Raw genomic sequence first — 22,334 nt, 5'->3', positions numbered from 1 at the left:
GAACGCGCCGGGGCCCGCCCGCGTCGGCCCGAGCCGCGGTCCGACTACCGTCGCTCCGCTTGACCCGCAGGGCCCGGCCTCGCCGCCCAGTTGATCCCGCCGAGGAGATGGCCTCGGAAGCCGGGATCGTCGTAGGCCTCGACGGCGTGGCCGAGCGCCGTGTAGAAGACGCGCCCGGCTCCCTGCGCACGGCACCACACCAGGGGATGGTCCCCACCCATGCCGCCACCGTCGTACGACGACTCGTCGGCGCGGGCCAACACCCTCACCGTGCCTCGGGGGTTGGTGCGGAAGTCGTACCACTCGTCGACGAAGTCCCATACGGCGGGCAGGTGACGGGTGGCCGGGTGCTCGCGGTCCTCGACGACCACCTTGCCCGGCTGGTACTCGGGGTGCCGGTCGAACCGGGCGCCCAACAGCTCGCCGTAGTACGGCCAGTCGTACTCGGTGCAGGCCGCCGCGTGCACTCCGACGAAGCCGCCGCCCGCATCGACGTACGCCGCGAGCCGCTCGCGGCCGGCGGGGGTGATCACCTCGCCGCTGGTGGAGAGGAAGACGACCGCTGCGTAACCGTCGAGGGGTTGCTCGAAGGCTGCCGGGTCCTCCGTGTGGTCGACCTCGAAGTCACCGAGGGTGCGTAGGGCCTCGACGGCGGCCGGGATGGACGCGTGCCGGTAGGCGGTGGTGCGGGTGTGGACGAGCAGTCGCACGGACATGCGGCCGAGCCTAACGGCCCGACGGGCCTGGCTGTTGGGCCACTTCACGCCGACGCGATCGGCGCCTCTCTGCACTGTCCGGGGCTCGCCCTTGGTGGGGCCGGTGCTCGGGGTCGGCGTGGCGGATCCGGGGGTCGGGCGCGCGGGGACGAGTTCACGCGCTGCGACGACCACGACCGGCTGGAGCGACCCCGGAGCCGGCCCCACGCACCCGGGACCCGCGCGCCGACCACACCCGCTCCCCTGACCTGAACCTTGTCCTCGTCCCGGACCCCGCGGACGACGGCCGATGGAGGTGCCCTGCGGGCAGGGTTGCGGGGCCTCGCGTACCGAGGCGTGCGCTTCCCCGCCGACGTCCGCCACGCCTCGGAGCGGGCCATGCACACGCAGGGCGGCCGAGGAGTTCCGGGCCTGAAGCGTGCCGACGAGGCGCGGGTGACGGGACGGGAGTTCGGGATCTGCCGCGGCGGGCGCCTGATCCGAGTGGGCCCCGACGGACGCCGGAGGCCCCCGCGGCAGTCGGACGTGGACGAGTACGACCCCATGAAGATCCATCCGACCCCGTGGGAGGACGGCACGATCATCCACGCCGCGTGACGCTTGCCTTCCGCCGGCGCACAGGTGTTCCTTATCGCGCGCCGCTCTGCGTAGCCTCGGCAGCGATGAACGCCATTCCCGCGCTCCTTGACCATCTCGTCCTCGCGACGCCCGACCTGTCCACCACGGTCGCCGACTTCGCCCGCCGCACCGGCGTGACCCCCGCCCCGGGCGGCGTGCACGTCGGGCTCGGCACCCGCAACTACCTGGTGTCGCTGGGCGGCATGAGCTACCTGGAGATCATCGGGCCGGACCCCGAGCAGTCCGCGCCCGGCGGGCCCCGCCCCTTCGAGGTCGACGGGCTCACCGCCCCGCGCACGGTCACCTGGGCGATCAGCCCGCCCGACCTGGACGCCGCCATCACCGCCGCCCGGAGCCGGGGCTACGATCCCGGCCCGGCGCAGTCGATGAGCCGCCGCAGACCCGACGGCACCCTCCTGGAATGGCGGCTCACCGACGGCGACGACGCCCACCCCTCCGGCCTCGTGCCCTTCCTCATCGACTGGAGCGCCACGGTCCACCCCACCGCCTCGGACCTGCCCACCACCCCCCTGCTGTCCCTGTCCGCGAGCGCCCCCGAGCCGGACGAGATCCGGCCCCTGCTGTCGGCCCTCGGCACGGACCTCGACCTCACGACGGGCCCGGTGGGGATCACTTTCACGGTGGACACGCTTCTGGGGCCGGTGACCTTCGACTGAGGTGTCCGATTCCTTCAAGACCAGCCGGCTCCGGCGTGCCTACCGTGGCCGCATGACTCCACGATTCGATGCCATCGGCCTGGTCGTCTCCGACATGGCCGCCTCTGTCACCTACTACCGGCGCCTCGGGTTCGCGTTCCCCGCGGGCGCCGAGAGCGAGCCGCACGCCGAGGCCGAACTGCCGGGCGGGCTGCGGCTGCTGCTCGACACCGAGCAGACGGTGCGGTCCTTCCTCCCGGAGTGGCAGCCACCCACGGGCGGCGGGCGGCACTCGCTCGCCCTGCGGTGCGACGACCCGGCGGAGGTCGACGCGGTGTACGAGGACCTGGTGGGCGCCGGTTACCACGGCGAGCTCAAGCCGTGGGACGCCTTCTGGGGCCAGCGGTACGCCTCCGTCCACGACCCGGACGGCAACGGCGTCGACCTCTTCGCGCCGCTAGCCGCCGCTCCGGCCGAGTAGCTCACCGAGCGGCACGCCCGCCAACTCCTTGACGTCCCGCGCCAGATGAGCCTGATCGGCGTACCCCGCCCGGACGGCCGTCTCCGCGAAGGCGACGCCGTCCCGAGCCAGTTCGAGCGCGCGTTGCAGTCGCAGGATCCGCGCCAGCGTCTTGGGGCCGTACCCGAACGCGGCCAGGCAGCGACGGTGCAACTGGCGGGCGCCGTAGCCGAGTTGGTCGGCGGTGGCGGAGACGGGGCGGCCCGAGTCGAGGGCGGTGACGACGTGCAGTAGCAACGGGTCCGGCCGCTCCGCGTCGGCGGCCCGCTCCAGCGCCACGTCCTCGAGCGCGGTCACCGGGTCGGCCGAGGCCTCGATACGGCCACGCAGCCGCCGTACCTCCGAGGCCGGCCACAGGTCCGCGAGGTCGACTCGCCGGTCACGCACTTCGTGCGCGGGCACCCCGAGAAAGCCGGGCGCGGTCCCCGGGTAGAACCGCACGCCCGCCCAAGCGGTCGGCTCGTCTCCGGTGACGTACGCACGGGTGTCGGGCCCGGCGACGAGCAGCCGCCCGTCGTTCCAGAGCAGATCCATGCACCCGTCGGGCAGAACCCGCCCCGCACGGGGCTCACCGGGGGTGTTCGTCCACACCACGGCACCAGGCAGCCGGGACGCGCGCTCCGCGTACATAGAGGCGAGGCTACGCCGCAACGCCTTCGGGGGCGCGGGCTGTCTCGGTCTGCGGCTCTGCCGCGTGCCCTACCCCACGACGACCCGGCCGCGATGCTCCTGCGGACTCAGCCCGTAGACCCTCTTGAACGCACTGGACAGCGCAAACGCACTCCCGTACCCGACCCGCCGAGCAATCGCGTCCAGCGTGTCGTCGGTGTCACGCAACGCGTCCGCCGCGAGCGCGAGCCGCCACCCCGTGAGGTACGTCATCGGCGGCTCCCCCACCAGCTCGGTGAAGCGCCGGGCCAGCGCGGCCCGTGACACCCCCGCCTTCGTGGCCAGCGTGGCGACCGTCCAGGGATGCGCGGGGTCGTCCTGGACGAGCCGCAGCACGCGGCCGACCACGGGGTCGGCGAGCGCCGCGTACCAGGCGGGTGCCGCCGCCTCCGGGCGGGAGAACCAGGCCCGGAGCGCGGCGATGACCAGCAGGTCGAGCAGCCGGTCGAGGACTACCTCCTGGCCGGGCTCGTCGCGGACGATCTCCTCCATGAGGTACGGCGTGAGGGGGCAGTCCCACACGTCGGCGGTGAGGGCCAGCAGCGGCGGCAGCGCGTTCAGCAGTCGCCCGCTGACCTCGCCCTGCCACAGATAGGTGCCGATCAGCATCACGGCCGAACCGTCGAGCCGGTCGCCCCAGGTGCGCACGCCGAGGTCCATCGAGCCGTTGAGGGAGCGGCCGTCGGGGTAGCGGCACTCGGCGCCCGGCAGGATCAGGGCCTGGGGTGCGGTGCCGGGGTCGTCGGCGCAGACGTAGGGGTCCGGGCCGCGGGCGATGGCGAGGTCTCCGGGGCGCAGCCGGAGCCGCTCCCCCTGGTCCGGGATCACCCAGGCGTCGCCGCGGACCATGACCATGACGGTGAGCGGGGCGCGGTCCTCGACGCGGACGGCCCACGGCGGCTCGAAACACGCGCGGATCATGAAGGCGCCACGCGCGCGTGGGCCTTCCAGTAGGCCGGCGAGAGCGTCCATGGCCTCAGCGTAGACGTCCGCGCATGGGAATGAGCCGTTCAGCGATGGGCTGTTGGGGCGCCCGCCAGTTGACTTGAGGCATGACGGAAAACGCAGCCGACAAGGCGAACACGCAGCGGATGACGGTAGTGGTGACCGGTGCCTCGGGTCGTACCGGGAGCCGGGTGGCGGAAGCGGCGCGCGAGGCGGGGCTGACGGTACGGGCCGCCTCCCGGGCGCAGGGCTTCGACTGGGAGAACCCGACGACGTGGGCGGAGACCCTGCGCGACGCGGACGCGGCCTACCTGATGTACCCGTCCGACGTCGGCTCCCCGGCGGCGGCGGAGGGCGTCGGCGCGCTCGCGCGGGAGGCCGTCGGCCTCGGCGTACGGCGGCTGGTGCTGCTGTCGGCGCGCGGTGAGGACCAGGCGCTGCCGACCGAGGAGGCGCTGAGGTCGTCCGGCGCGGACTGGACGATCGTACGAGCCTCGTGGTTCGCGCAGAACTTCAGCGAGGGGCCGCTGGTGGAGGGGATGGTCCACGGGGAGCTGGTCTTCCCGGCGGGCGAGGTGCAGGAGCCGTTCGTCGACGTGCGCGACATCGCGGACGTGGTGACGGCGGTGCTGACGTCCGGCGACCGGTTTGTGGGGCGGACGCTGGAGCTGACCGGGCCGCGGCTGCTGTCCTGGCGGGAGGCGGTCGCGGAGATTTCCGAGGCGACGGGCGGCACGATCACGTACACGCCGGTCCCGACGGCGGCCTACGGCGAAGCCCTGGCGGGCTTCGGAGTGCCGCCCGAGGAGGTGGAGCTCCTGGTCGAGGTCTTCGAGACCCTCATGGACGGCCGCAACGCCCAGGTGACGGACGACGTCCGCGAGGTGCTCGGCCGCGCGCCGCGCGACTTCACCGACTTCGTGCGGGAGGCCGCGGCGGCAGGGGCGTGGAAGGCCTGAGGCCCCGCCCTTCGGGCCTACCGGTCCTCCGGCTTGTGCGGCGGATGCGTGTGTGTGCTCTTCACATGCGTCCGCAGCCGCGACGACAGGTCCTCCGGCGGCAGGAAACGCGACCAGCGCTCGGGGAACTCCGACGGCATGTCCGGGTCGTCCGGATCCTGCTCCCGGCTCGCGGCGTGACGGGCCACGTACTCGGCGACCTGCGCCTCGCGCATCCGCTCGTTCGCGGCGCGGGCCGCGGCCGTCGCGGCGGCCGGCCAGACCCGGTCGATCGCGGCGTTGACCGCGGCCCCGACGAGCACGGCGAACGCGGACACGCCGATCCACAGCATGACGGCGACGGCGGCGGCCAGTGAGCCGTAGATCGACGCCCCCTCGATGGTGCTCGTCAGGTAAATGCGCAGCAGGAAGCTGCCCAGCACCCACATGCCGAGGGCGACCAGCGCGCCGGGCACGTCCTCGATCCAGGGTGAGCGGACCGGCACGGACACGTGGTAGAGCGTCGTCAGGAACGCGATCGACAGGACGATCACGACCGGCCAGTACAGGACCTGCACCAAGGTCTCCGACCACGGCACGATCCGCACCACCGCGTCCGGCCCCGCCACCATCAGCGGCAGCGCCACCGAGCCGATCAGCAGCGCCGCGAGGAACAGCAGGAACGCCACCAGCCGGGTCTTGACGATGCCGCGCACGCCGTCGAGCCCGTACATCACGGTGATCGTGTCTATGAAGACGTTCACCGCGCGCGACCCCGACCACAGGGCGAACAGGAAGCCGACGGAGATCACGTCGGGGCGGCCGCCGTTCATCACGTCGTCCAGGATCGGCTGGGCGATCTGGCGCACGCCCTTGTCGGACAGGACGGTGCGGGAGGCCTCCAGGATGTTGGTCTCCAGGCTGGTGATGGTGTCGGTGCCGGTCCAGTCGTCGACGTAACCGAGGAGGCCGATGAGGCTGAGGAGGAGTGGCGGCACGGACAGCAGCGTGAAGAACGCCGCTTCGGCCGCGAGCCCCAGGATGCGGTACTCGATGCAGGAATTGACGGTGTCCTTGAGCAGCAGCCAGGCGGTCCTGCGCTTCGACACGTTCCGGTAGAGGGCACGTGCCCGATGGAGACGGCCGGAGGGCCGCTGGGGGGATTCACTTGCTGGCTGCACGACCTAAAGGTATCCGCCGTACGGGGGCGCACTCTCCGCGGCGCCGGGTGCACGCCCTCGCCACCTGCCCGATCCTGCGCTCCGGTGCCGTGTCAGGGTGGATATCAGCGTTCTACGGAGGGGTAGGTTCACAGTCATGGCAGGCAGCTCGCACACCGTGACCAACCAGCCCCCGCCCCTGGTCGGCTACGACGCCTACACCACCGATCGGGCCCTGAGCTCGGCCGTCGAACGTCATCTCGCCCCTGAGCTGCTGGACGAGGTCCGGGGCGAGCTGTCGGGGCTCGGCAGGTCCTGCGGATCGGCGCAGGCACAGGAGTGGGGGGCGCTGGCCAACGCGAACCCGCCGACGCTGCGCACCCACGACCGCTACGGCCACCGCATCGACGAGGTCGACTTCCACCCGTCCTGGCACCGGCTGCTCGGCAAGGGCGTCGCGGCGGGCCTGACCGCGGCCTGGGTGCGGCCGGGCGGGCATGTGCGGCGGGCGGCCGCGTTCCTGCTGTGGACGCAGATCGAGGCCGGCAACTGCTGCCCGCTGTCCATGACCCATGCGGCGGTGCCCGCGCTGCGCACCGACCCCGAGCTCGCCGCCGTGTGGGAACCGCGGCTGACGTCCATGATCTACGACCGTGAGCTGCGGCCGGCCCGGCTCAAGGCGGGTGCCCTGTTCGGGATGGGCATGACGGAGAAGCAGGGCGGCAGCGACGTCCGGGCCAACACGACGGCCGCACGTCCCCTCCCCGACGGGGAGTCGTACGAGCTGACCGGGCACAAGTGGTTCTGCTCGGCACCCATGTCGGACGGGTTCCTCGTGCTGGCGCAGGCACCGGGCGGCCTCACCTGCCTTCTCGTGCCGCGTGTGCTGGAGGACGGCTCCCGCAACGTGTTCCGCATCCAGCGGCTCAAGGACAAGCTGGGCAACCGCTCGAACGCCTCCGGCGAGGTCGAGTTCGACGGGACGTGGGCGCGCCGGGTCGGTGAGGAGGGGCGCGGGGTGCGCACCATCATCGAGATGGTGGCCGCGACCAGGCTCGACTGTGTGCTGGGCTCGGCGGGGCTGATGCGGCAGGCGGTCGCGCAGGCGATCCACCACTGCACGCACCGCGAGGCGTTCGGCGGGAAACTCGTCGACAAGCCGCTCATGCGCAACGTCCTGGCCGACCTGGCCGTCGAGTCCGAGGCGGCGACCACCCTCGCACTGCGGCTCGCGGCCGCCTACGACGACGGCGGCGAGCAGGAGCGGGCGCTGCTGCGGATCGCGGTGCCGACCGCCAAGTACTGGGTCACCAAGCGGTGTACGCCGCTGACGGTCGAGGCGTCCGAGTGCCTGGGCGGCAACGGGTACGTCGAGGAGTCGGGGATGCCCCGGCTGGTGCGGGAGTCGCCGCTGAACTCCGTCTGGGAGGGGGCGGGCAACGTCCAGGCGCTGGACGTGCTGCGGGCGTTGCAGCGGGAGCCCGCGGCGTTCAACGCCTATCTCCAGGAGGTCGGCAAGGCGCGCGGCGCCGATCACCGGCTGGACGCGGCGATCAAGGGCCTGCTGACCGAACTGGCCGATCTGGAGGGCATCGAGGCCCGCGCGCGGCGCCTGACGGAGCGGCTCGCGCTGGTCCTGCAGGGCTCCCTACTGGTCCGTCACGCACCACCCGAGGTCGCCGACGCGTTCTGCGCCTCGCGGCTGGGCGGCGACGGCGGCGTGGCCTTCGGCACGCTGCCACACACCCTGGACCTGGCGTCGATCGTGGATCGGTCCAGGCCGCAGGCCTGATCGAGGGGCGCGGGGCCGTGTAGATATGCGGCTCCGCCGCGTGAGCGCGACCAGCCACTACGAACCCGCAGCCGCCGACGCGCAGAAAGCCGCACCCCCTGTCGCGAACACGGCCCAACCGTCGGAGACAGGGGTGGTGCTGCGCCGACACGGCACCACCCCTGCGCTTGGCCCGTTCGAGGCCACGAACGCCGCTCGGGACGGCGTTGCTCAAGTCTCAATCAGGCCAGAGCGGTCCACCAGGGTTGCAAGGGGTTGCAACTTGTTGGCGACTGTGTGCGGAGTGTGTCCCTCCGCGTGTGTCGGGCGGCACTATGAGACACACAGTCAAAACGTGGACGAGTCGAACCGGGAGGGACCCTTGGCGCTCTCGCCGACGGACGTGACACAGCTGGCCGTCGTGGACTCCGGGCGGGCCGCGCGGGTCCTCAGCGAGGTCCGCGCGGCCACGCTCGCCGGACAGCGCGCGCCCGTCGCGCCGCGCCCGGTGATCGAGCAGTCCTGGGACCGGATGCTGCGCAGCGGTGTCGATCCGGACCACGACGCCCGGTCCGGGCTGCTGTCGCGCGAGGAGGTCCAGCGGCGCCGGGAGACCACCGCGCTCAAGCATGTCCTGCCGGTGCTGCGCGAGGGTCTGCTGGCCGTCGCGGACATCGCCCACCACATCATGGTCGTCGCCGACGACGAGGGCCGGGTGCTGTGGCGGGAGGGCAACGCCTCCGTGCTGCGCAAGGCCGACAGCCTCGGGTTCGAACTCGGCGCCGACTGGCGGGAGAGCGTCGTCGGGACGAACGGGGTGGGCACGCCCGCCGTGGTGCGCCGGCCCGTGCAGGTCTTCGCCTCCGAGCACTTCCAGCGCTCCCAGACCTCCTGGACCTGCACCGGCGCCCCGATCACGGATCCGCGGGACGGCCGGCTGATCGGCGTGGTGGACGTCAGCGGCCCCCTGGAGACCATGCATCCGGCCACGCTCGCCTGGGTCGACTCGGTGGCCAAGCTCGCCGAGGCCCGGCTGCGGGAGCTGCATCTGAGCTCGCTGGAGCGGTTGCGCGCGGTGGCGGCGCCGGTGCTGGCGCGGCTGCCCGGGCGGGCCCTGGTGGTGGACCGGGACGGCTGGACCGCCGCGGTGAGCGGGATGCCGTACGCGAACAGGATCGCGCTCCCCAAGTCCCTGTCGCCGGGCCGACGGTGGCTGCCGCCGCTCGGCCTGTGCTCGGTGGAGCCGCTGGCGGGCGGCTGGCTGCTGCGGGCCTCCGAGGAGCCGGTGCCGCCGGGGGCGACGCGGATCGCGCTGGACCTGACGCAGCCGCGCCGCTGGTCGGTGACGGTGTCCGGCAGTGCGGGCTCCTGGAGCCATGAACTGAGTCCCCGGCACGCCGAGTTGCTCTATCTGCTGGCCCTGAACCGGGCCGGCCGCAGCGCGGCGGGGCTGGCGGAGGACGTGTTCGGCGACCCGGGCCGTACGGTGACGGTGCGGGCCGAGATGTCGCGGGTACGGCGCTACCTCGGGGGCTTTCTGGAGCACCGGCCGTACCGCTTCCACGAGGACACCGAGGTCGAGGTGCTGCTGCCCGACGACCCGCGCGATCTGCTGCCGTATTCGACGGCGCCCGCGGTGGTGCGCGGCCGGATCTCGGCCGATCTGCCCTGACTGGCGTGTGTCTTCCGCATATTTACGGGGTCTTAGTCCGCAAGCGTGCCCATCTGCCGTAGCATCCCTGTACGGGCCGCCCCACCTGCTCCTTTGGTCAACGCACAGACCAATGGCCGCAGTTGGCCCGCCTCGGGAGGTTTGATGAAGCACCGCGGCAGACACCGTAGACGCAAGCAGGGCCGTGCCGTGCGCGCGTTCCTCGCCGGCACCGCCCTCGCGCTCACCGCAGCCGCCACGATGATCAGTGCCTCGCAGGCGACGGTCGGTGACAACCCCGGGGCGCTGGAGCCTCTCACCAGGGCCGCCGACACCCGCGCGCTCCGCCTCCAGGAGCAGTTGGTGCCGCGGGCCACCCTCGACGAACTCGCCGCCGGGATGGGCAAGCCGGTCGGCGTCCGTGCCGTCCTGGAAACCGCCGACCGCAGCCTGCGCCCCGAGGACGGCTGTACGGCCGGCCGGCGCACCGCGTTGCCGGTCGCGCCGACGGCCTCACGCGCGTACTGCTGGGACGCCGCCGACACCCGGGCCTGGCGGGCGGGGGCGGTCACCACCTCCGGGGACGCCGACGACGACGGCTGGTGGAACGACAACCGGGTGCTGCTCTCCGGCTGGAGTCAGGGCACCGCCGACCAGGGTCTCGCCCGGGTCGCCTTCGTCGACGCGAACGACCTGGCCCGCCTTCGGTACGCGTCGGTCCTCCTCGTCGTCCCGGTGGACGGTGGGCGCGACTACCGCGCCCTGAGCTCCCGACTCTCCGGGATGGTCTGGTACCAGGACAAGCTGCTGGTCACGGCCGCCGACGGGCTGTACGTGTACGACATGAACCGCGTCCAGCGCACCACGGTCGACAGCACCGCGGTGGGCCGCGTGGACGAGGGCTGGTCGGCCCACGGCCACCGCTTCGTCCTGCCGGCCGTCGGCTCGTACCGACTGACCGGCGGGAGCGCCGCCCCGCGCCTCGGCGGCATCTCCCTGGACCGCAGCACGGCACCGGACAGCCTGGTCGCGAGCGAGTGGACCGCCGCCGACAGCGACCGGCCCGCCCGCCTGTGGCGCTACGACTTCAGCAAGGACCCGGCCCGTCCCGGCCTGCCGGCCGTCGATGCCACCGGAGCCGTGCGCACGGTCGAGGCGTACCGGACGGAGGCCTCCGGCATCGAGGGGGTCCTGTCGCACCGGGCGTCCGCAGCGGACCGCTCCGACTGGTACCTGGGCCGTGCGCCGGCCCCCACGGACCGCCACGGCAGCCTCTGGCGCCAGGACACCGAGGGAGCGGAGGCAACTCGCTGCGGCTCGGAGAGCGCCCCCCGGTGCTGGGGCGCCCAGGCCGGTCCCCTGTCCTACTGGGAGGCGACGGGCGACGTCTGGTCCCAGTCGGGCCGGATGCTGTTCGCGGTGCCGCTGGAGTCGATCGACGAGTCGCTGGGGTAGCCACCCGGCACGGGCGGCCCGCGTGGACGCCGATCGACAGACCCTGCACGCGGATGATTCCCTGGCCGCCATGACCAACATCCCCGTGACCACCTGGTCCCTGGAGCAGAACTCACCCGCCGACCTCCTCCCGGCCGCCGCCCCGGAGGGGGACGTACGGATCGTGCGGGCCGAGGTGCCCTCTCCCGAGTTCAGCCGGTTTCTGTACGCGTCCGTGGGCGGGGACATCCGGTGGATCGACCGGCTCGGCTGGACGTACGCGCAGTGGCAGGAGCATCTGGAGCGTCCGGGCGTCGAGACGTGGGTGGCCTACGACCGCGGGACGCCGGCGGGGTACGTGGAGCTGGAGGCGCAGGACGACGGGGTCGTGGAGATCGTCTACTTCGGCCTGATTCCGGCCTTCCGCGGGCGGCGGATCGGTGGGCATCTGCTGGCGTACGGCGCGGCCCGCGCCTGGGACCTGGCGGAACGCCGGCCGGAGCTGGACCGGACGAAGCGGGTGTGGCTGCATACCTGCAGCAAGGACGGGGAGCACGCCATGGACAACTACCTGCGCCGCGGCTTCACGCTCTTCGACACCAAGGTCGAGGAGGAGACCGAGGCGGCCACGCCCGGACCGTGGCCCGGGGCGTACCCTGGCTGAGCTGGGCAGAAACAGCCGATACGGGCCATGTGACCGACGACACCCTTGTCTCACTCTACGGGACAAGGGTGTCCGCATGTCGGACGAAGCTGGACTGTGTCCAGATCGCCATGCCACGCTTCCGTCATGTCTGGAACTGGAATTGCCTTGGTGAGTCGGCGGCACGTCGACCTCGGCCGCATGTCCAGCGCCATCTGTCCGGTGCGCTGACAGCCTCACAGCGCCCGACATCTCCCTCTTTTCGCTTCATTCCCGCGCAACGACGCGCTCCTATGCCCATGCGCCCGTACGCGCAGGTCAGAGCCGCATTCCCGCCTGTCCCGAAGGACGTAACCACCATGGCCGCCACCCCGCAGAAGCCTGCCGCCGCGACTCCCCGCCGCAAGGTGAGCCGTCACCGCGGTGAGGGCCAGTGGGCCGCGGGACATTTCACCCCGCTCAACGGCAACGAACAGTTCAAGAAGGACGATGACGGTCTCAATGTGCGGACACGCATTGAGACGATCTACTCGAAGCGCGGCTTCGACTCGATCGACCCCAACGACCTGCGCGGACGTATGCGCTGGTGGGGCCTCTACACCCAGCGCAAGCCCGGGATCGACGGCGGCAAGACCGCGATCCTGGAGCCGGAGGAGCTGGACGACAAGTACTTCATGCTGCGCGTCAGGATCGACGGCGGCCGTCTCACCACGCAGCAGCTGCGGGTGATCGGTGAGATCTCGGAGGAGTTCGCGCGCGGCAGCGCGGACATCACCGACCGGCAGAACATCCAGCTGCACTGGATCCGCATCGAGGACGTGCCGGAGATCTGGGACCGGCTGGAGGCCGTCGGTCTGTCCACCACCGAGGCCTGCGGCGACTGCCCGCGTGTCGTCATCGGCTCGCCGGTCGCCGGTATCGCCGAGGACGAGATCATCGACGGCACCTGGGCGATCGACGAGATCCACGACCGCTACATCGGCAGCAAGGAATTCTCCAACCTGCCCCGCAAGTTCAAGACGGCGATCTCCGGCTCCCCGCTGCTCGACGTCGTCCACGAGATCAACGACGTGGCGTTCGTCGGTGTCGAGCACCCCGAGCACGGCCCCGGCTTCGACCTGTGGGTCGGCGGCGGCCTGTCCACCAACCCGAAGATCGGCGTCCGCCTCGGCGCCTGGGTACCGCTGGAGGAGGTGCCGGACGCGTGGGCGGGCGTGATCGGCATCTTCCGGGACTACGGCTACCGGCGTCTGCGTACGCGCGCACGTCTGAAGTTCCTGGTCGCCGACTGGGGCCCGGAGAAGTTCCGCCAGATCCTGGAGGACGAGTACCTGGGGCGCAAGCTCGTCGACGGCCCCGCGCCGGCCGAGCCGACGGAGCGCTGGCGTGACCACGTCGGGGTGCACCGACAGCAGGACGGCCGTTTCTACGTCGGTTTCGCGCCGCGCGTCGGCCGCGTCGACGGTGCCACGCTGACGAAGATCGCCGAGGTGGCGGAGGCGCACGGCTCGGGCCGGGTGCGGACCACCGTCGAGCAGAAGATGATCGTCCTCGACGTCGAGGAGGCGCAGGTCGAGCCGCTGGTCGAGGCCCTGGAGGCGCTGGACCTGACGGCCAGGCCGTCCGCGTTCCGGCGCGGCACCATGGCCTGCACCGGCATCGAGTACTGCAAGCTCGCGATCGTCGAGACCAAGGCGCGCGGCGCCGCCCTGATCGACGAGCTGGAGCGCCGGATCCCGGACTTCGACGAGCCGATCACCATCAACCTCAACGGCTGCCCGAACGCCTGCGCCCGTATCCAGGTCGCGGACATCGGTCTCAAGGGGCAGCTGGTCCTGAACGACGAGGGCGAGCAGGTCGAGGGCTACCAGGTGCACCTGGGCGGCGCGCTCGGTCTGCAGGCCGGGTTCGGGCGCAAGGTGCGTGGCCTGAAGGTCACGTCCGACGAGCTGCCCGACTACGTCGAGCGTGTCCTCAAGCGCTTCCAGGACGAGCGCGAGGACGGCGAGCGCTTCGCCACCTGGGTCACCCGCGCGTCCGAGGAGGCCCTCTCATGAGCGAGCGGGCCGCCCCCTTCTACTGCCCCTACTGCGGCGACGAGGACCTCCGTCCGAGCGAGCAGGGCCACGGCGCATGGGAATGCGCGGCGTGCAACCGCGCATTCCAGTTGAAGTTCCTCGGGCTGCTCGCCCGGGGCCTTCAGCACAACGACGCAGGGGGAGAGGAGATATGACCGCGATTCAGGAAGAGCGCACGACAGAGGACCTCAAGGCGCTCGCCGAGCAGGCGGGCCGTGATCTGGAGGACGCTTCCGCGCTGGAGATCCTCCAGTGGGCGGTCGACACCTTCGGCAAGCGCTTCTGTGTGACCTCGTCGATGGAGGACGCGGTGGTCGCCCACCTCGCCTCCCGCGCGATGCCCGGCGTCGACGTCGTGTTCCTGGACACCGGCTACCACTTCGAGGAGACCATCGGCACCCGCGACGCGGTCGAGGCCGTGATGGACGTCAACGTCATCACGCTCACCCCGCGCCGGACGGTCGCCGAGCAGGACGCGCAGTACGGGCCCAAGCTGCACGACCGCGACCCCGACCTGTGCTGCAAGCTGCGCAAGGTCGAGCCGCTGGAGCGAGGCCTGAAGGACTATGTCGCCTGGGCGACCGGGCTGCGCCGCGACGAGTCGCCGACCCGGGCGAACACCCCGGTCGTCGGCTGGGACGACAAGCGCCGGAAGGTGAAGATCTCCCCGATCGCCCGCTGGACCCAGGACGACGTGGACGCGTATGTCACCGAACACGGTGTCCTGACCAACCCGCTGCTGATGGACGGGTACGCCTCCGTCGGCTGCGCCCCCTGCACCCGCCGGGTCCTCGAGGGCGAGGACGCGCGCGCCGGCCGCTGGGCGGGCAACACCAAGACCGAGTGCGGGCTGCACGGCTGACCCATGACTGAGCTTTCTACGTTTCCTGCGAATGGGGAGAACCACGTGACGAGCGGAGCCACCGTCTGGCTCACGGGTCTGCCGAGCGCCGGCAAGACCACCATCGCCTACGAACTGGCCGGCCGGCTCCGCGCGGAGGGCCACCGCGTCGAGGTGCTCGACGGCGACGAGATCCGCGAGTTCATCTCGGCGGGCCTCGGCTTCAGCCGCGAGGACCGGCACACCAACGTGCAGCGCATCGGCTTTCTGGCCGAACTGCTCGCGCGCAACGGCGTGATGGCGCTCGTCCCGGTGATCGCGCCCTACGCCGACAGCCGCGAGGCGGTGCGCAAGCGTCACCAGGAGAACGGGACGCCGTACCTCGAGGTGCATGTGGCCACGCCGGTCGACGTGTGCTCCGTACGCGACGTGAAGGGCCTGTACGCCAAGCAGGCCGCGGGCGAGCTGACGGGCCTGACCGGGGTCGACGACCCGTACGAGGCACCCGAGTCGCCCGATCTGCGCATCGAGTCCCAGAACCAGACCGTCCAGGAATCCGCGGGCGCGGTCCACGCGCTGCTCACCGAGAGGGGACTGGCATGACGACGACCGTTGCCACGGTCAAGGGGGGCGAGGACGGTACGGACTCCCCGTACGCCCTCTCCCACCTGGACGCGCTGGAGTCCGAGGCCGTCCACATCTTCCGTGAGGTGGCGGGTGAGTTCGAGCGGCCGGTGATCCTGTTCTCCGGCGGCAAGGACTCCATCGTCATGCTGCACCTGGCGCTGAAGGCCTTCGCTCCCGCGGCGGTCCCGTTCACGCTGCTGCATGTGGACACCGGGCACAACTTCCCCGAGGTCATCGAGTACCGCGACCGCACGGTCGAGAAGCACAACCTGCGGCTGCACGTCGCGTCGGTGCAGGACTACATCGACCGGGGAGTCCTCAAGGAGCGCCCGGACGGCACCCGCAACCCGCTGCAGACGGTGCCGCTGACGGAGAAGATCCAGAGCGAGCGGTTCGACGCGGTGTTCGGCGGCGGGCGCAGGGACGAGGAGAAGGCGCGGGCCAAGGAGCGCGTCTTCTCGCTGCGGGACGAGTTCTCGCAGTGGGACCCGCGGCGCCAGCGGCCCGAGCTGTGGAATCTCTACAACGGCCGTCACGCGCCCGGCGAGCACGTGCGTGTGTTCCCGCTGTCCAACTGGACCGAGCTGGACGTGTGGCAGTACATCGCCCGCGAGGGCATCGAGCTGCCGGACATCTACTTCGCTCACGAGCGCGACGTGTTCGCCCGCAACGGCATGTGGCTGACCGCCGGCGAGTGGGGCGGGCCCAAGGACGGCGAGACCGTCGAGAAGCGGCTCATCCGCTACCGCACCGTCGGCGACATGTCCTGCACGGGCGCCGTGGATTCGGACGCGGTGACCCTGGAGCAGGTCATCACCGAGATCGCCGCGTCCCGGCTCACCGAGCGCGGCGCCACCCGCGCCGACGACAAGATGTCCGAGGCCGCGATGGAAGACCGTAAGCGCGAGGGGTACTTCTAAGCATGAGCACGATCACGACCGAGGAGCTCTCGGCCACCACCCTGCTGCGGTTCGCCACGGCCGGTTCGGTCGACGACGGCAAGTCGACGCTGGTGGGCAGGCTGCTGCACGACTCCAAGTCGGTGCTGACCGACCAGCTGGAGGCCGTGGAGCACGCCTCCCGCAACCGCGGCCAGGACGCCCCCGACCTCGCACTGCTCACCGACGGCCTGCGCGCCGAGCGCGAGCAGGGCATCACCATCGACGTGGCCTACCGCTACTTCGCCACACCCCGGCGCAGGTTCATCCTCGCCGACACCCCCGGCCACGTGCAGTACACCCGCAACATGGTCACCGGCGCCTCCACGGCGGAGCTGACGGTGATCCTGGTCGACGCCCGCAACGGTGTCGTCGAGCAGACCCGCCGGCACGCCGCGATCGCCGCGCTGCTGCGGGTGCCGCACGTCGTGCTCGCCGTGAACAAGATGGACCTGGTCGACTACCAGGAGTCGGTGTTCGCCGCCATCGCCGAGGAGTTCACCGCGTACGCGCTCGAGCTGGGTGTCCCGGAGATCACCGCGATCCCGATCTCGGCGCTGGCCGGCGACAACGTGGTGGACCCGTCCGCGAACATGGACTGGTACGGCGGCCCGACCTTCCTGGAACACCTGGAGACGGTGCCGGTCAGCCACGATCTGAGCCACTGCCACGCGCGGCTGCCCGTGCAGTACGTGATCCGGCCGCAGAGCGCCGAGCACCCCGACTACCGCGGCTACGCCGGGCAGATCGCCGCCGGTTCGTTCCGGGTCGGCGAGTCGGTGACGGTGCTGCCGTCGGGCCGTACGTCGAAGATCTCCGGTATCGACCTGCTGGGCGAGCCCGTCGACGTCGCCTGGACCACCCAGTCGGTGACCCTCCTGCTGGAGGACGACATCGACATCTCACGCGGTGACCTGATCGTGCCGGCCAAGGACGCGCCCGCGACCACGCAGGACATCGAGGCCACCGTCTGCCATGTCGCCGACGCCGCGCTGACCGTCGGCCACCGGGTGCTACTCAAGCACGGCACCCGCACGGTCAAGGCGATCGTCAAGGACATCCCGTCCCGGCTCACGCTCGACGACCTGTCCCTGCACCCGCACCCCGGGCAGCTCGTCGCCAACGACATCGGCCGCGTCAAGATCCGCACCGCCGAGCCCCTGCCCGTCGACTCCTACGCCGACTCCCGCCGCACCGGCTCGTTCATCCTGATCGACCCCAACGACGGCACGACGTTGACCGCGGGCATGGTCGGCGAGTCGTTCGCCTCGCCGGAGCCGGTCAAGGACGAGGCCGAAGACGACGGGTGGGACTTCTGACATGAGGCCCCTCGACTACTTCTCCACGTTCGCGAAGGAGGGCGGCCGCGTCGGCAGCGGCGCCCTCGGAAGCGGGCAGGGCGGAGTGCCGCGATGTGTGCGCTGACCTGCGTGCACCGTATGCGCGCCGCTCCGTACGAACCTGCCGACTCCCCGGCCACGACCTGAATCGGGCGTGAGCGCCGGGCCACCGAGAGGAACACCTCCCGTGCCTGCCACCCCCGCCCTGCGACGGACCCTCGCCGTCCTGGCCGCGCTGCCGCTGCTGGCCCTCGCGGCCTGCGGCTACGGCTCGCAGGCCAAGGAGAACACCGAGCAGGCCATCGCGGGGGCACCCAAGGTCGACGGCCTGGACTCGGTGAAGATCGGCTACTTCGGGAACCTCACCCATGCCACCGCGTTGGTGGGCCGGCACGAGGACCTGTTCCAGAAGGAGCTGGGCGGCACGACGGCGGAGTACGCCACGTTCAACGCCGGTCCCTCGGAGATCGAGGCGCTGAACTCCGGCTCCATCGACATCGGCTGGATCGGCCCGAGCCCTGCGATCAACGGCTACATCAAGTCGGGCGGGAAGAACCTGCGGGTCATCTCGGGGTCGGCCTCGGGCGGGGTGAAGCTCGTGGTCAACCCGGAGAAGGTCAAGTCCCTGAAGGACGTCAAGGGCAAGAAGATCGCCACGCCTCAGCTCGGCAACACCCAGGACGTGGCGTTCCTCAACTGGATCTCCGAGCAGGGCTGGAAGGTCGACGCGGAGAGCGGCCAGGGTGACGTCTCGGTCGTCCGCACCGACAACAAGATCACGCCGGACGCCTACAAGTCCGGCTCGGTCGACGGCGCGTGGGTGCCCGAGCCGACCGCGTCCAAGCTGGTCGCCGAGGGCGGCAAGGTGCTCCTCGACGAGGCCGACCTGTGGCCCGACAAGAAGTTCGTGATCACGAACGTGATCGTGTCGCAGAGCTTCCTGAAGGAGCACCCGAAGGCCGTGGAGGCCGTGTTGCGCGCCTCGGTGAAGACGAACAAGTGGATCGACGCGAACCCGGACAAGGCGAAGGCCGCGGCGAACGCGCAGCTCGAGGCCGACACCGGCAAGCCACTGCCCGCCGACGTGCTCGACCCGGCATGGCAGTCCATCCAGGTCACCGACGACCCGCTCGCGGCCACGCTGAACACCGAGGCCGAACACGCGGTCAAGGCGGGGCTGCTGCAGAAGCCGGCCCTGACCGGCATCTACGACCTGGCCCCACTGAACAAGGTCCTCAAGGCCGAGGGCGAGCCCGAAGTCGACGACGCCGGCCTCGGCGTCGAGTAACCACCGCACCCGATGAGTTCACAGGAGGTGACGACCATGGCAACCGCCCTCGCCAAGGCCGCCGACACGGTTACGTCCGTGGAGCAGGCCGCGCGTATCGAGCACGTCTCGAAGTCCTTCGCCGGCCCCGCCGGGCAGCAGCTCGTCCTCGACGACATCACGCTCGATGTCGCACCCGGCGAGTTCGTCACCCTCCTCGGGGCATCCGGCTGCGGCAAGTCGACGCTGCTCAACCTCGTCGCCGGACTGGACGAGCCCAGCGCGGGCGGCATCACGACCGACGGCCGCCCGGCGCTGATGTTCCAGGAGCACGCGCTCTTCCCGTGGCTGACCGCGGGCAAGAACATCGAACTCGCCCTCAAACTCAGGGGCGTACCCAAGAACGAGCGCCGCGAGCGCGCCGAGGAACTCCTCGAGCTGGTCCGCCTCAAGGGGGCGCACGGCAAGCGGGTGCACGAGCTGTCCGGCGGTATGCGCCAGCGCGTCGCCCTGGCCCGCGCGCTCGCCCAGGACAGCAAGCTGCTGCTGATGGACGAGCCGTTCGCCGCGCTGGACGCCATCACCCGTGACGTCCTGCACGACGAACTGACCCGCATCTGGCGCGAGACGCAGGTCTCCGTCCTGTTCGTCACGCACAACGTGCGCGAGGCGGTCCGCCTTGCCCAGCGGGTGGTGCTGCTGTCCTCGCGGCCCGGCCGGATCGCCCGGGAGTGGACGGTGGACATCCCGCACCCGCGTCGTATCGAGGACACCGCGGTCGCCGAGCTGTCCGTCGAGATCACCGAAGAACTGCGTGGGGAGATCCGCCGTCATGGCCAGCACTGAGACGACCGTCAAGGACGGCAACGATCTCGCCGGACTCGAAGCCGGCCTGGACGCCCTGGAGACGGTCCAGACGGGCCGGACGCCGTTCCGGAAGACCCTGACGCAGAAGGTCCTGCCGCCCATCGCCGCCATCGCCCTGGTGCTGGTGGTCTGGCAACTGCTGATCTCCACCGGTGTCGCGGACGACCCGACCAAGCTGCCCTCACCGTCCGACGTGTGGGCCGAGCTGCGTGAGGCGTGGCTTCAGGGCACCCTCCACGAGTACGTCTGGACGTCCGTCTCACGCGGCCTGCTCGGCTTCCTGCTCGCCCTCGCGATCGGCACGCCGCTCGGTCTGGTGGTGGCACGGGTGCGGTTCGTGCGGGCCGCGATCGGGCCGATCCTGTCCGGTCTGCAGTCCCTCCCCTCGGTCGCCTGGGTACCGCCCGCGGTGATCTGGCTGGGCCTGAACGACAAGATGATGTTCGCGGTGATCCTGCTCGGCGCGGTCCCCTCCATCGCCAACGGCCTGGTGTCGGGCGTCGACCAGGTGCCGCCGCTGTTCCTGCGCGCGGGCCGCACCCTGGGCGCGACCGGGCTCAAGGGCACCTGGCACATCGTGATGCCGGCCGCGCTGCCCGGTTACCTGGCCGGCCTGAAGCAGGGCTGGGCCTTCTCCTGGCGGTCTCTCATGGCCGCGGAGATCATCGCCTCCTCCCCCGACCTCGGTGTGGGGCTGGGCCAGCTGCTGGAGAACGGCCGCAACACCAGCTCCATGTCCATGGTCTTCTTCGCCATCCTCCTCATCCTGATCGTCGGCATCGCCATCGACCTGCTCATCTTCAGCCCGCTGGAGCGGTCGGTACTGCGCAGCCGCGGTCTGCTGCCAAGGAGCTGACGCCTGTGTTCACGAAGCCGGTTCTTCTGGTCATCGCCCACGGCAGCCGCGACCCGCGGCACGCCGCGACGGTGCATGCCCTGGTACGGCGGGTGCGCTCGCTGCGCCCGGACGTCCGGGTGGAGACCGGCTTCCTGGACTTCAACATCCCGTCCGTGCAGGGGGTGCTGGAGTCGCTGGCGGCTCAGGGCGTCCGTGACGTCGTGGCCCTGCCGCTGCTGCTGACGCGCGCGTTCCACGCGAAGGCCGACATCCCCGCGGTGCTGCGGGACGCGCCGCGCCGGCTGCGGATCCGCCAGGCGGAGGTGCTGGGCCCGTCGCCGCTGCTCATGGCGGCGTTGGAACGGCGCCTGTACGAGGCGGGTCTGACGCCCGCCGACAAGTCCTCGACCGGGGTCGTGCTGGCCTCGGCGGGGTCCACCGACCCGGAGGCGATCGCAGTGATCGCAGAAATCGCGCGGGAGTGGCGGCACACCGGTTGGTGCGCCGTGCGGCCTGCGTTCGCCTCCGCATCTCTCCCCCGCACCGCGGACGCGGTACGCGAGCTGCGGGAACTCGGCTGCGAGCGGGTGGCCGTGGCTCCGTACGTCCTGGCCCCCGGCTTCCTGCCCGACCGCATCGCGCGGGGCGCGGCCGGGGCGGACGTCCTGGCGGACGTGCTCGGCGCGGCGCCCGAAGTGGCGCGGGTGCTGCTGGAACGGTACGACGCCGCGCGGGTGCCGGTGCTTGCGGCCGTGGGCGCCTGAGCCGGCCTCAGCCGTAGGGTTCGGCCTCGTCCTCGCCCGGTACCTGGACCGCCGCCTCGTCGGCCAACCGCACCAGCTCCCCCACCGGCATCGACCCCGCCGCCCGTCGCTCGCGCGCGAAGGTGTTGGCGAGGCGTTGCAGGAGGTCGTTCAGCGGGGTCGGTACGCCGTGCAGGCGGCCCAGCAGGGCGATCTCCCCGTTGAGGTAGTCGGCCTCGATGGTGCCGGTGCCCCGGGTCAGGGACTGCCAGGAGGAGCCGCCGCCGCGCGGGGCGCCGTCGAGCGGGACGAGGGTGACCTTGTCGCCCCGTGCGGCCTGCTGTTCCTCGGCGCTCGCATACGGGATCCCCGCGGCGTCGAGCACGGCCGTGCCCTCGGCCCGCACCCGCCGCAGCAGCGCCGCGGCCTCCTCGGTGTCGACGGGGCCGGTCACCGCCTCCAGGGCATTGCCGAGGTTGGACAGCAGCTTGGCGTACTGCCAGCGCGCCACGTCCGCCACGACCGGTGCCTCGAAGTGCGACTTCTCCAGGTCGGCGGCGATGAGGCGGACAGTCTCATCGGTGCCGTGAGGGTGGCGGCCGAGATGGAGGATGCCGGTGAGGGGGCTGCCGGGCGCGGAGACCACGCCGGGTTCGACGTACGTCGACGGCAGCCAGACGCAGACGCCGTACACCCGCCGGAACATCCGCAGGGCGAGGCGTTGGCTCTCGACGCCGTTCTGAGCGCAGAGCAGGGGCAGCCGCTCGGCCGCCGTTCCGCCGCCCGTGACCGGAACCGGTCCCCACGTCTGCAGTGCGGCGGCGCTGTCCTGTGTCTTCACGGCGAGGACGAGGACGTCGTCGGGGCGGAGCTCCCCCAGCGCGGCCGGTCCGTCGGCGACCGGCAGACGACGGGTCAGCTCCCCCTCGGGCACCCTGAGGCGCAGGCCGTGGTCCCGTAGGGCCTCGACGTGGGCACCCCGAGCGACCAGCACGACCTCGTGCCCCGCGCCTGCGAGCCGTCCGCCTATGACGCCGCCGACGGCGCCTGCTCCGATGATGACGTAGCGCACGG

The 22,334-nt window shown here is 71.5% G+C and carries 24 protein-coding genes; 19 read left to right on the top strand and 5 right to left on the bottom strand.

Annotated features, from left to right (window positions below):
* Nucleotides 1-44: 44 nt before the first annotated feature.
* Nucleotides 45-716 carry a ThuA domain-containing protein gene (locus ACWGDB_RS16185; RefSeq protein WP_453823022.1) on the bottom strand — a complete coding sequence of 224 codons (672 nt, stop codon included), beginning with the start codon at nt 714-716 and terminating at the stop codon, nt 45-47.
* Nucleotides 717-1,052: 336 nt separating this feature from the next.
* On the opposite strand from ACWGDB_RS16185, the gene ACWGDB_RS16180 reads away from it, so the two are divergent.
* From ACWGDB_RS16180 to ACWGDB_RS16170, 3 genes are all read left to right on the top strand, one after another.
* Nucleotides 1,053-1,313 carry a DUF5954 family protein gene (locus tag ACWGDB_RS16180; RefSeq protein WP_453823021.1) on the top strand — a complete coding sequence of 87 codons (261 nt, stop codon included), beginning with the start codon at nt 1,053-1,055 and terminating at the stop codon, nt 1,311-1,313.
* A gap of 65 nt (nt 1,314-1,378) precedes the next feature.
* Nucleotides 1,379-2,011: a VOC family protein gene (locus tag ACWGDB_RS16175; RefSeq protein ID WP_453823020.1), complete on the top strand. Its 633-nt coding sequence runs from the start codon at nt 1,379-1,381 to the stop codon at nt 2,009-2,011.
* 52 nt (nt 2,012-2,063) lie between these two features.
* On the top strand, nt 2,064-2,471 hold the full coding sequence (locus tag ACWGDB_RS16170; protein WP_453823019.1) for a VOC family protein: 408 nt from the start codon (nt 2,064-2,066) through the stop codon (nt 2,469-2,471).
* Here the strand turns inward: ACWGDB_RS16170 and ACWGDB_RS16165 are convergent.
* Both ACWGDB_RS16165 and ACWGDB_RS16160 read right to left on the bottom strand, forming a co-directional pair.
* Complete coding sequence (locus ACWGDB_RS16165; RefSeq protein ID WP_453823018.1) at nt 2,448-3,140, bottom strand: helix-turn-helix domain-containing protein; 693 nt, start codon at nt 3,138-3,140, stop codon at nt 2,448-2,450. The two genes, ACWGDB_RS16170 and ACWGDB_RS16165, sit on opposite strands and share 24 nt — an antisense overlap.
* A 69-nt stretch (nt 3,141-3,209) precedes the next feature.
* Nucleotides 3,210-4,151 carry an AraC family transcriptional regulator gene (locus ACWGDB_RS16160; RefSeq protein WP_453823017.1) on the bottom strand — a complete coding sequence of 314 codons (942 nt, stop codon included), beginning with the start codon at nt 4,149-4,151 and terminating at the stop codon, nt 3,210-3,212.
* Between the two features lie 80 nt (nt 4,152-4,231).
* Between ACWGDB_RS16160 and ACWGDB_RS16155 the strand changes: the two genes are divergently transcribed.
* The gene (locus tag ACWGDB_RS16155; protein ID WP_453823016.1) at nt 4,232-5,083 is read left to right on the top strand and encodes an NmrA family NAD(P)-binding protein; all 852 of its coding nucleotides are present in this window, start codon (nt 4,232-4,234) and stop codon (nt 5,081-5,083) included.
* Nucleotides 5,084-5,100: 17 nt separating this feature from the next.
* Here ACWGDB_RS16155 and ACWGDB_RS16150 read toward each other — a convergent pair whose 3' ends face one another.
* The gene (locus ACWGDB_RS16150) at nt 5,101-6,243 is read right to left on the bottom strand and encodes a YihY/virulence factor BrkB family protein (protein ID WP_383603951.1); all 1,143 of its coding nucleotides are present in this window, start codon (nt 6,241-6,243) and stop codon (nt 5,101-5,103) included.
* Nucleotides 6,244-6,379: 136 nt separating this feature from the next.
* On the opposite strand from ACWGDB_RS16150, the gene ACWGDB_RS16145 reads away from it, so the two are divergent.
* The 15 genes from ACWGDB_RS16145 to ACWGDB_RS16075 all read left to right on the top strand — a co-directional run bounded on the left by ACWGDB_RS16145 (nt 6,380) and on the right by ACWGDB_RS16075 (nt 21,281).
* Nucleotides 6,380-8,014: an acyl-CoA dehydrogenase family protein gene (locus ACWGDB_RS16145; protein ID WP_453823015.1), complete on the top strand. Its 1,635-nt coding sequence runs from the start codon at nt 6,380-6,382 to the stop codon at nt 8,012-8,014.
* A 361-nt stretch (nt 8,015-8,375) separates the two neighbouring features.
* Entirely contained in the window at nt 8,376-9,665 is a 1,290-nt protein-coding gene (locus ACWGDB_RS16140) for a GAF domain-containing protein (protein WP_453823036.1), read from the top strand.
* 144 nt (nt 9,666-9,809) lie between these two features.
* A complete protein-coding gene (locus ACWGDB_RS16135) occupies nt 9,810-11,099 on the top strand; it encodes a hypothetical protein (RefSeq protein WP_453823014.1) in 1,290 nt (429 codons plus the stop codon).
* A 70-nt stretch (nt 11,100-11,169) separates the two neighbouring features.
* Nucleotides 11,170-11,742 (top strand): GNAT family N-acetyltransferase, encoded by a 573-nt coding sequence (locus ACWGDB_RS16130; RefSeq protein ID WP_453823013.1) that lies wholly within the window; start codon nt 11,170-11,172, stop codon nt 11,740-11,742.
* Between the two features lie 126 nt (nt 11,743-11,868).
* On the top strand, nt 11,869-11,952 hold the full coding sequence (locus tag ACWGDB_RS16125) for a putative leader peptide (protein WP_349817346.1): 84 nt from the start codon (nt 11,869-11,871) through the stop codon (nt 11,950-11,952).
* A 128-nt stretch (nt 11,953-12,080) separates the two neighbouring features.
* On the top strand, nt 12,081-13,778 hold the full coding sequence (locus tag ACWGDB_RS16120; protein WP_383603959.1) for a nitrite/sulfite reductase: 1,698 nt from the start codon (nt 12,081-12,083) through the stop codon (nt 13,776-13,778).
* Nucleotides 13,775-13,954, top strand: a complete 180-nt coding sequence (locus tag ACWGDB_RS16115) for a hypothetical protein (RefSeq protein ID WP_314205404.1) — start codon at nt 13,775-13,777, stop codon at nt 13,952-13,954. The genes ACWGDB_RS16120 and ACWGDB_RS16115 overlap by 4 nt, the downstream gene beginning before the upstream one ends.
* Nucleotides 13,951-14,661, top strand: a complete 711-nt coding sequence (locus tag ACWGDB_RS16110) for a phosphoadenylyl-sulfate reductase (RefSeq protein ID WP_427839327.1) — start codon at nt 13,951-13,953, stop codon at nt 14,659-14,661. The genes ACWGDB_RS16115 and ACWGDB_RS16110 overlap by 4 nt, the downstream gene beginning before the upstream one ends.
* A 45-nt stretch (nt 14,662-14,706) precedes the next feature.
* On the top strand, nt 14,707-15,243 hold the full coding sequence (gene cysC, locus ACWGDB_RS16105) for an adenylyl-sulfate kinase (protein ID WP_453823012.1): 537 nt from the start codon (nt 14,707-14,709) through the stop codon (nt 15,241-15,243).
* Nucleotides 15,240-16,187 carry a sulfate adenylyltransferase subunit CysD gene (gene cysD / locus ACWGDB_RS16100; RefSeq protein ID WP_383603968.1) on the top strand — a complete coding sequence of 316 codons (948 nt, stop codon included), beginning with the start codon at nt 15,240-15,242 and terminating at the stop codon, nt 16,185-16,187. Before cysC ends, cysD begins: the two co-directional genes overlap by 4 nt.
* A 2-nt stretch (nt 16,188-16,189) precedes the next feature.
* Nucleotides 16,190-17,524, top strand: a complete 1,335-nt coding sequence (locus ACWGDB_RS16095; protein WP_453823011.1) for a sulfate adenylyltransferase subunit 1 — start codon at nt 16,190-16,192, stop codon at nt 17,522-17,524.
* A 208-nt stretch (nt 17,525-17,732) separates the two neighbouring features.
* Nucleotides 17,733-18,833, top strand: a complete 1,101-nt coding sequence (locus ACWGDB_RS16090) for an aliphatic sulfonate ABC transporter substrate-binding protein (RefSeq protein WP_453823010.1) — start codon at nt 17,733-17,735, stop codon at nt 18,831-18,833.
* Nucleotides 18,834-18,869: 36 nt separating this feature from the next.
* Nucleotides 18,870-19,658 carry an ABC transporter ATP-binding protein gene (locus tag ACWGDB_RS16085; protein ID WP_453823009.1) on the top strand — a complete coding sequence of 263 codons (789 nt, stop codon included), beginning with the start codon at nt 18,870-18,872 and terminating at the stop codon, nt 19,656-19,658.
* Complete coding sequence (locus ACWGDB_RS16080) at nt 19,645-20,535, top strand: ABC transporter permease (RefSeq protein WP_453823008.1); 891 nt, start codon at nt 19,645-19,647, stop codon at nt 20,533-20,535. The genes ACWGDB_RS16085 and ACWGDB_RS16080 overlap by 14 nt, the downstream gene beginning before the upstream one ends.
* A gap of 5 nt (nt 20,536-20,540) precedes the next feature.
* Nucleotides 20,541-21,281, top strand: a complete 741-nt coding sequence (locus ACWGDB_RS16075; protein WP_453823007.1) for a sirohydrochlorin chelatase — start codon at nt 20,541-20,543, stop codon at nt 21,279-21,281.
* A 7-nt stretch (nt 21,282-21,288) separates the two neighbouring features.
* Here the strand turns inward: ACWGDB_RS16075 and ACWGDB_RS16070 are convergent, their stop codons facing one another.
* Nucleotides 21,289-22,332 (bottom strand): ketopantoate reductase family protein, encoded by a 1,044-nt coding sequence (locus tag ACWGDB_RS16070; RefSeq protein WP_453823006.1) that lies wholly within the window; start codon nt 22,330-22,332, stop codon nt 21,289-21,291.
* Nucleotides 22,333-22,334: the final 2 nt, after the last annotated feature.

The sequence above is a fragment of the Streptomyces sp. NPDC055013 genome (assembly GCF_053608645.1).
Note: the sequence above shows the minus strand (reverse complement) of the source record. Positions and strands in the feature narration are given on the sequence as shown.

Excerpts from the sequence above, each read along its gene's own strand:
- ACWGDB_RS16185 (WP_453823022.1), bottom strand. The coding sequence starts at position 716 with ATGTCCGTGCGACTGCTCGTCCACACCCGCACCACCGCCTACCGGCAC.
- ACWGDB_RS16175 (WP_453823020.1), top strand. The coding sequence starts at position 1,379 with ATGAACGCCATTCCCGCGCTCCTTGACCATCTCGTCCTCGCGACGCCC.
- ACWGDB_RS16170 (WP_453823019.1), top strand. The coding sequence starts at position 2,064 with ATGACTCCACGATTCGATGCCATCGGCCTGGTCGTCTCCGACATGGCC.
- ACWGDB_RS16165 (WP_453823018.1), bottom strand. The coding sequence starts at position 3,140 with ATGTACGCGGAGCGCGCGTCCCGGCTGCCTGGTGCCGTGGTGTGGACG.
- ACWGDB_RS16160 (WP_453823017.1), bottom strand. The coding sequence starts at position 4,151 with ATGGACGCTCTCGCCGGCCTACTGGAAGGCCCACGCGCGCGTGGCGCC.
- ACWGDB_RS16155 (WP_453823016.1), top strand. The coding sequence starts at position 4,232 with ATGACGGAAAACGCAGCCGACAAGGCGAACACGCAGCGGATGACGGTA.
- ACWGDB_RS16145 (WP_453823015.1), top strand. The coding sequence starts at position 6,380 with ATGGCAGGCAGCTCGCACACCGTGACCAACCAGCCCCCGCCCCTGGTC.
- ACWGDB_RS16135 (WP_453823014.1), top strand. The coding sequence starts at position 9,810 with ATGAAGCACCGCGGCAGACACCGTAGACGCAAGCAGGGCCGTGCCGTG.
- ACWGDB_RS16130 (WP_453823013.1), top strand. The coding sequence starts at position 11,170 with ATGACCAACATCCCCGTGACCACCTGGTCCCTGGAGCAGAACTCACCC.
- ACWGDB_RS16125 (WP_349817346.1), top strand. The coding sequence starts at position 11,869 with ATGTCTGGAACTGGAATTGCCTTGGTGAGTCGGCGGCACGTCGACCTC.
- ACWGDB_RS16120 (WP_383603959.1), top strand. The coding sequence starts at position 12,081 with ATGGCCGCCACCCCGCAGAAGCCTGCCGCCGCGACTCCCCGCCGCAAG.
- ACWGDB_RS16115 (WP_314205404.1), top strand. The coding sequence starts at position 13,775 with ATGAGCGAGCGGGCCGCCCCCTTCTACTGCCCCTACTGCGGCGACGAG.
- ACWGDB_RS16110 (WP_427839327.1), top strand. The coding sequence starts at position 13,951 with ATGACCGCGATTCAGGAAGAGCGCACGACAGAGGACCTCAAGGCGCTC.
- cysD (WP_383603968.1), top strand. The coding sequence starts at position 15,240 with ATGACGACGACCGTTGCCACGGTCAAGGGGGGCGAGGACGGTACGGAC.
- ACWGDB_RS16095 (WP_453823011.1), top strand. The coding sequence starts at position 16,190 with ATGAGCACGATCACGACCGAGGAGCTCTCGGCCACCACCCTGCTGCGG.
- ACWGDB_RS16085 (WP_453823009.1), top strand. The coding sequence starts at position 18,870 with ATGGCAACCGCCCTCGCCAAGGCCGCCGACACGGTTACGTCCGTGGAG.
- ACWGDB_RS16080 (WP_453823008.1), top strand. The coding sequence starts at position 19,645 with ATGGCCAGCACTGAGACGACCGTCAAGGACGGCAACGATCTCGCCGGA.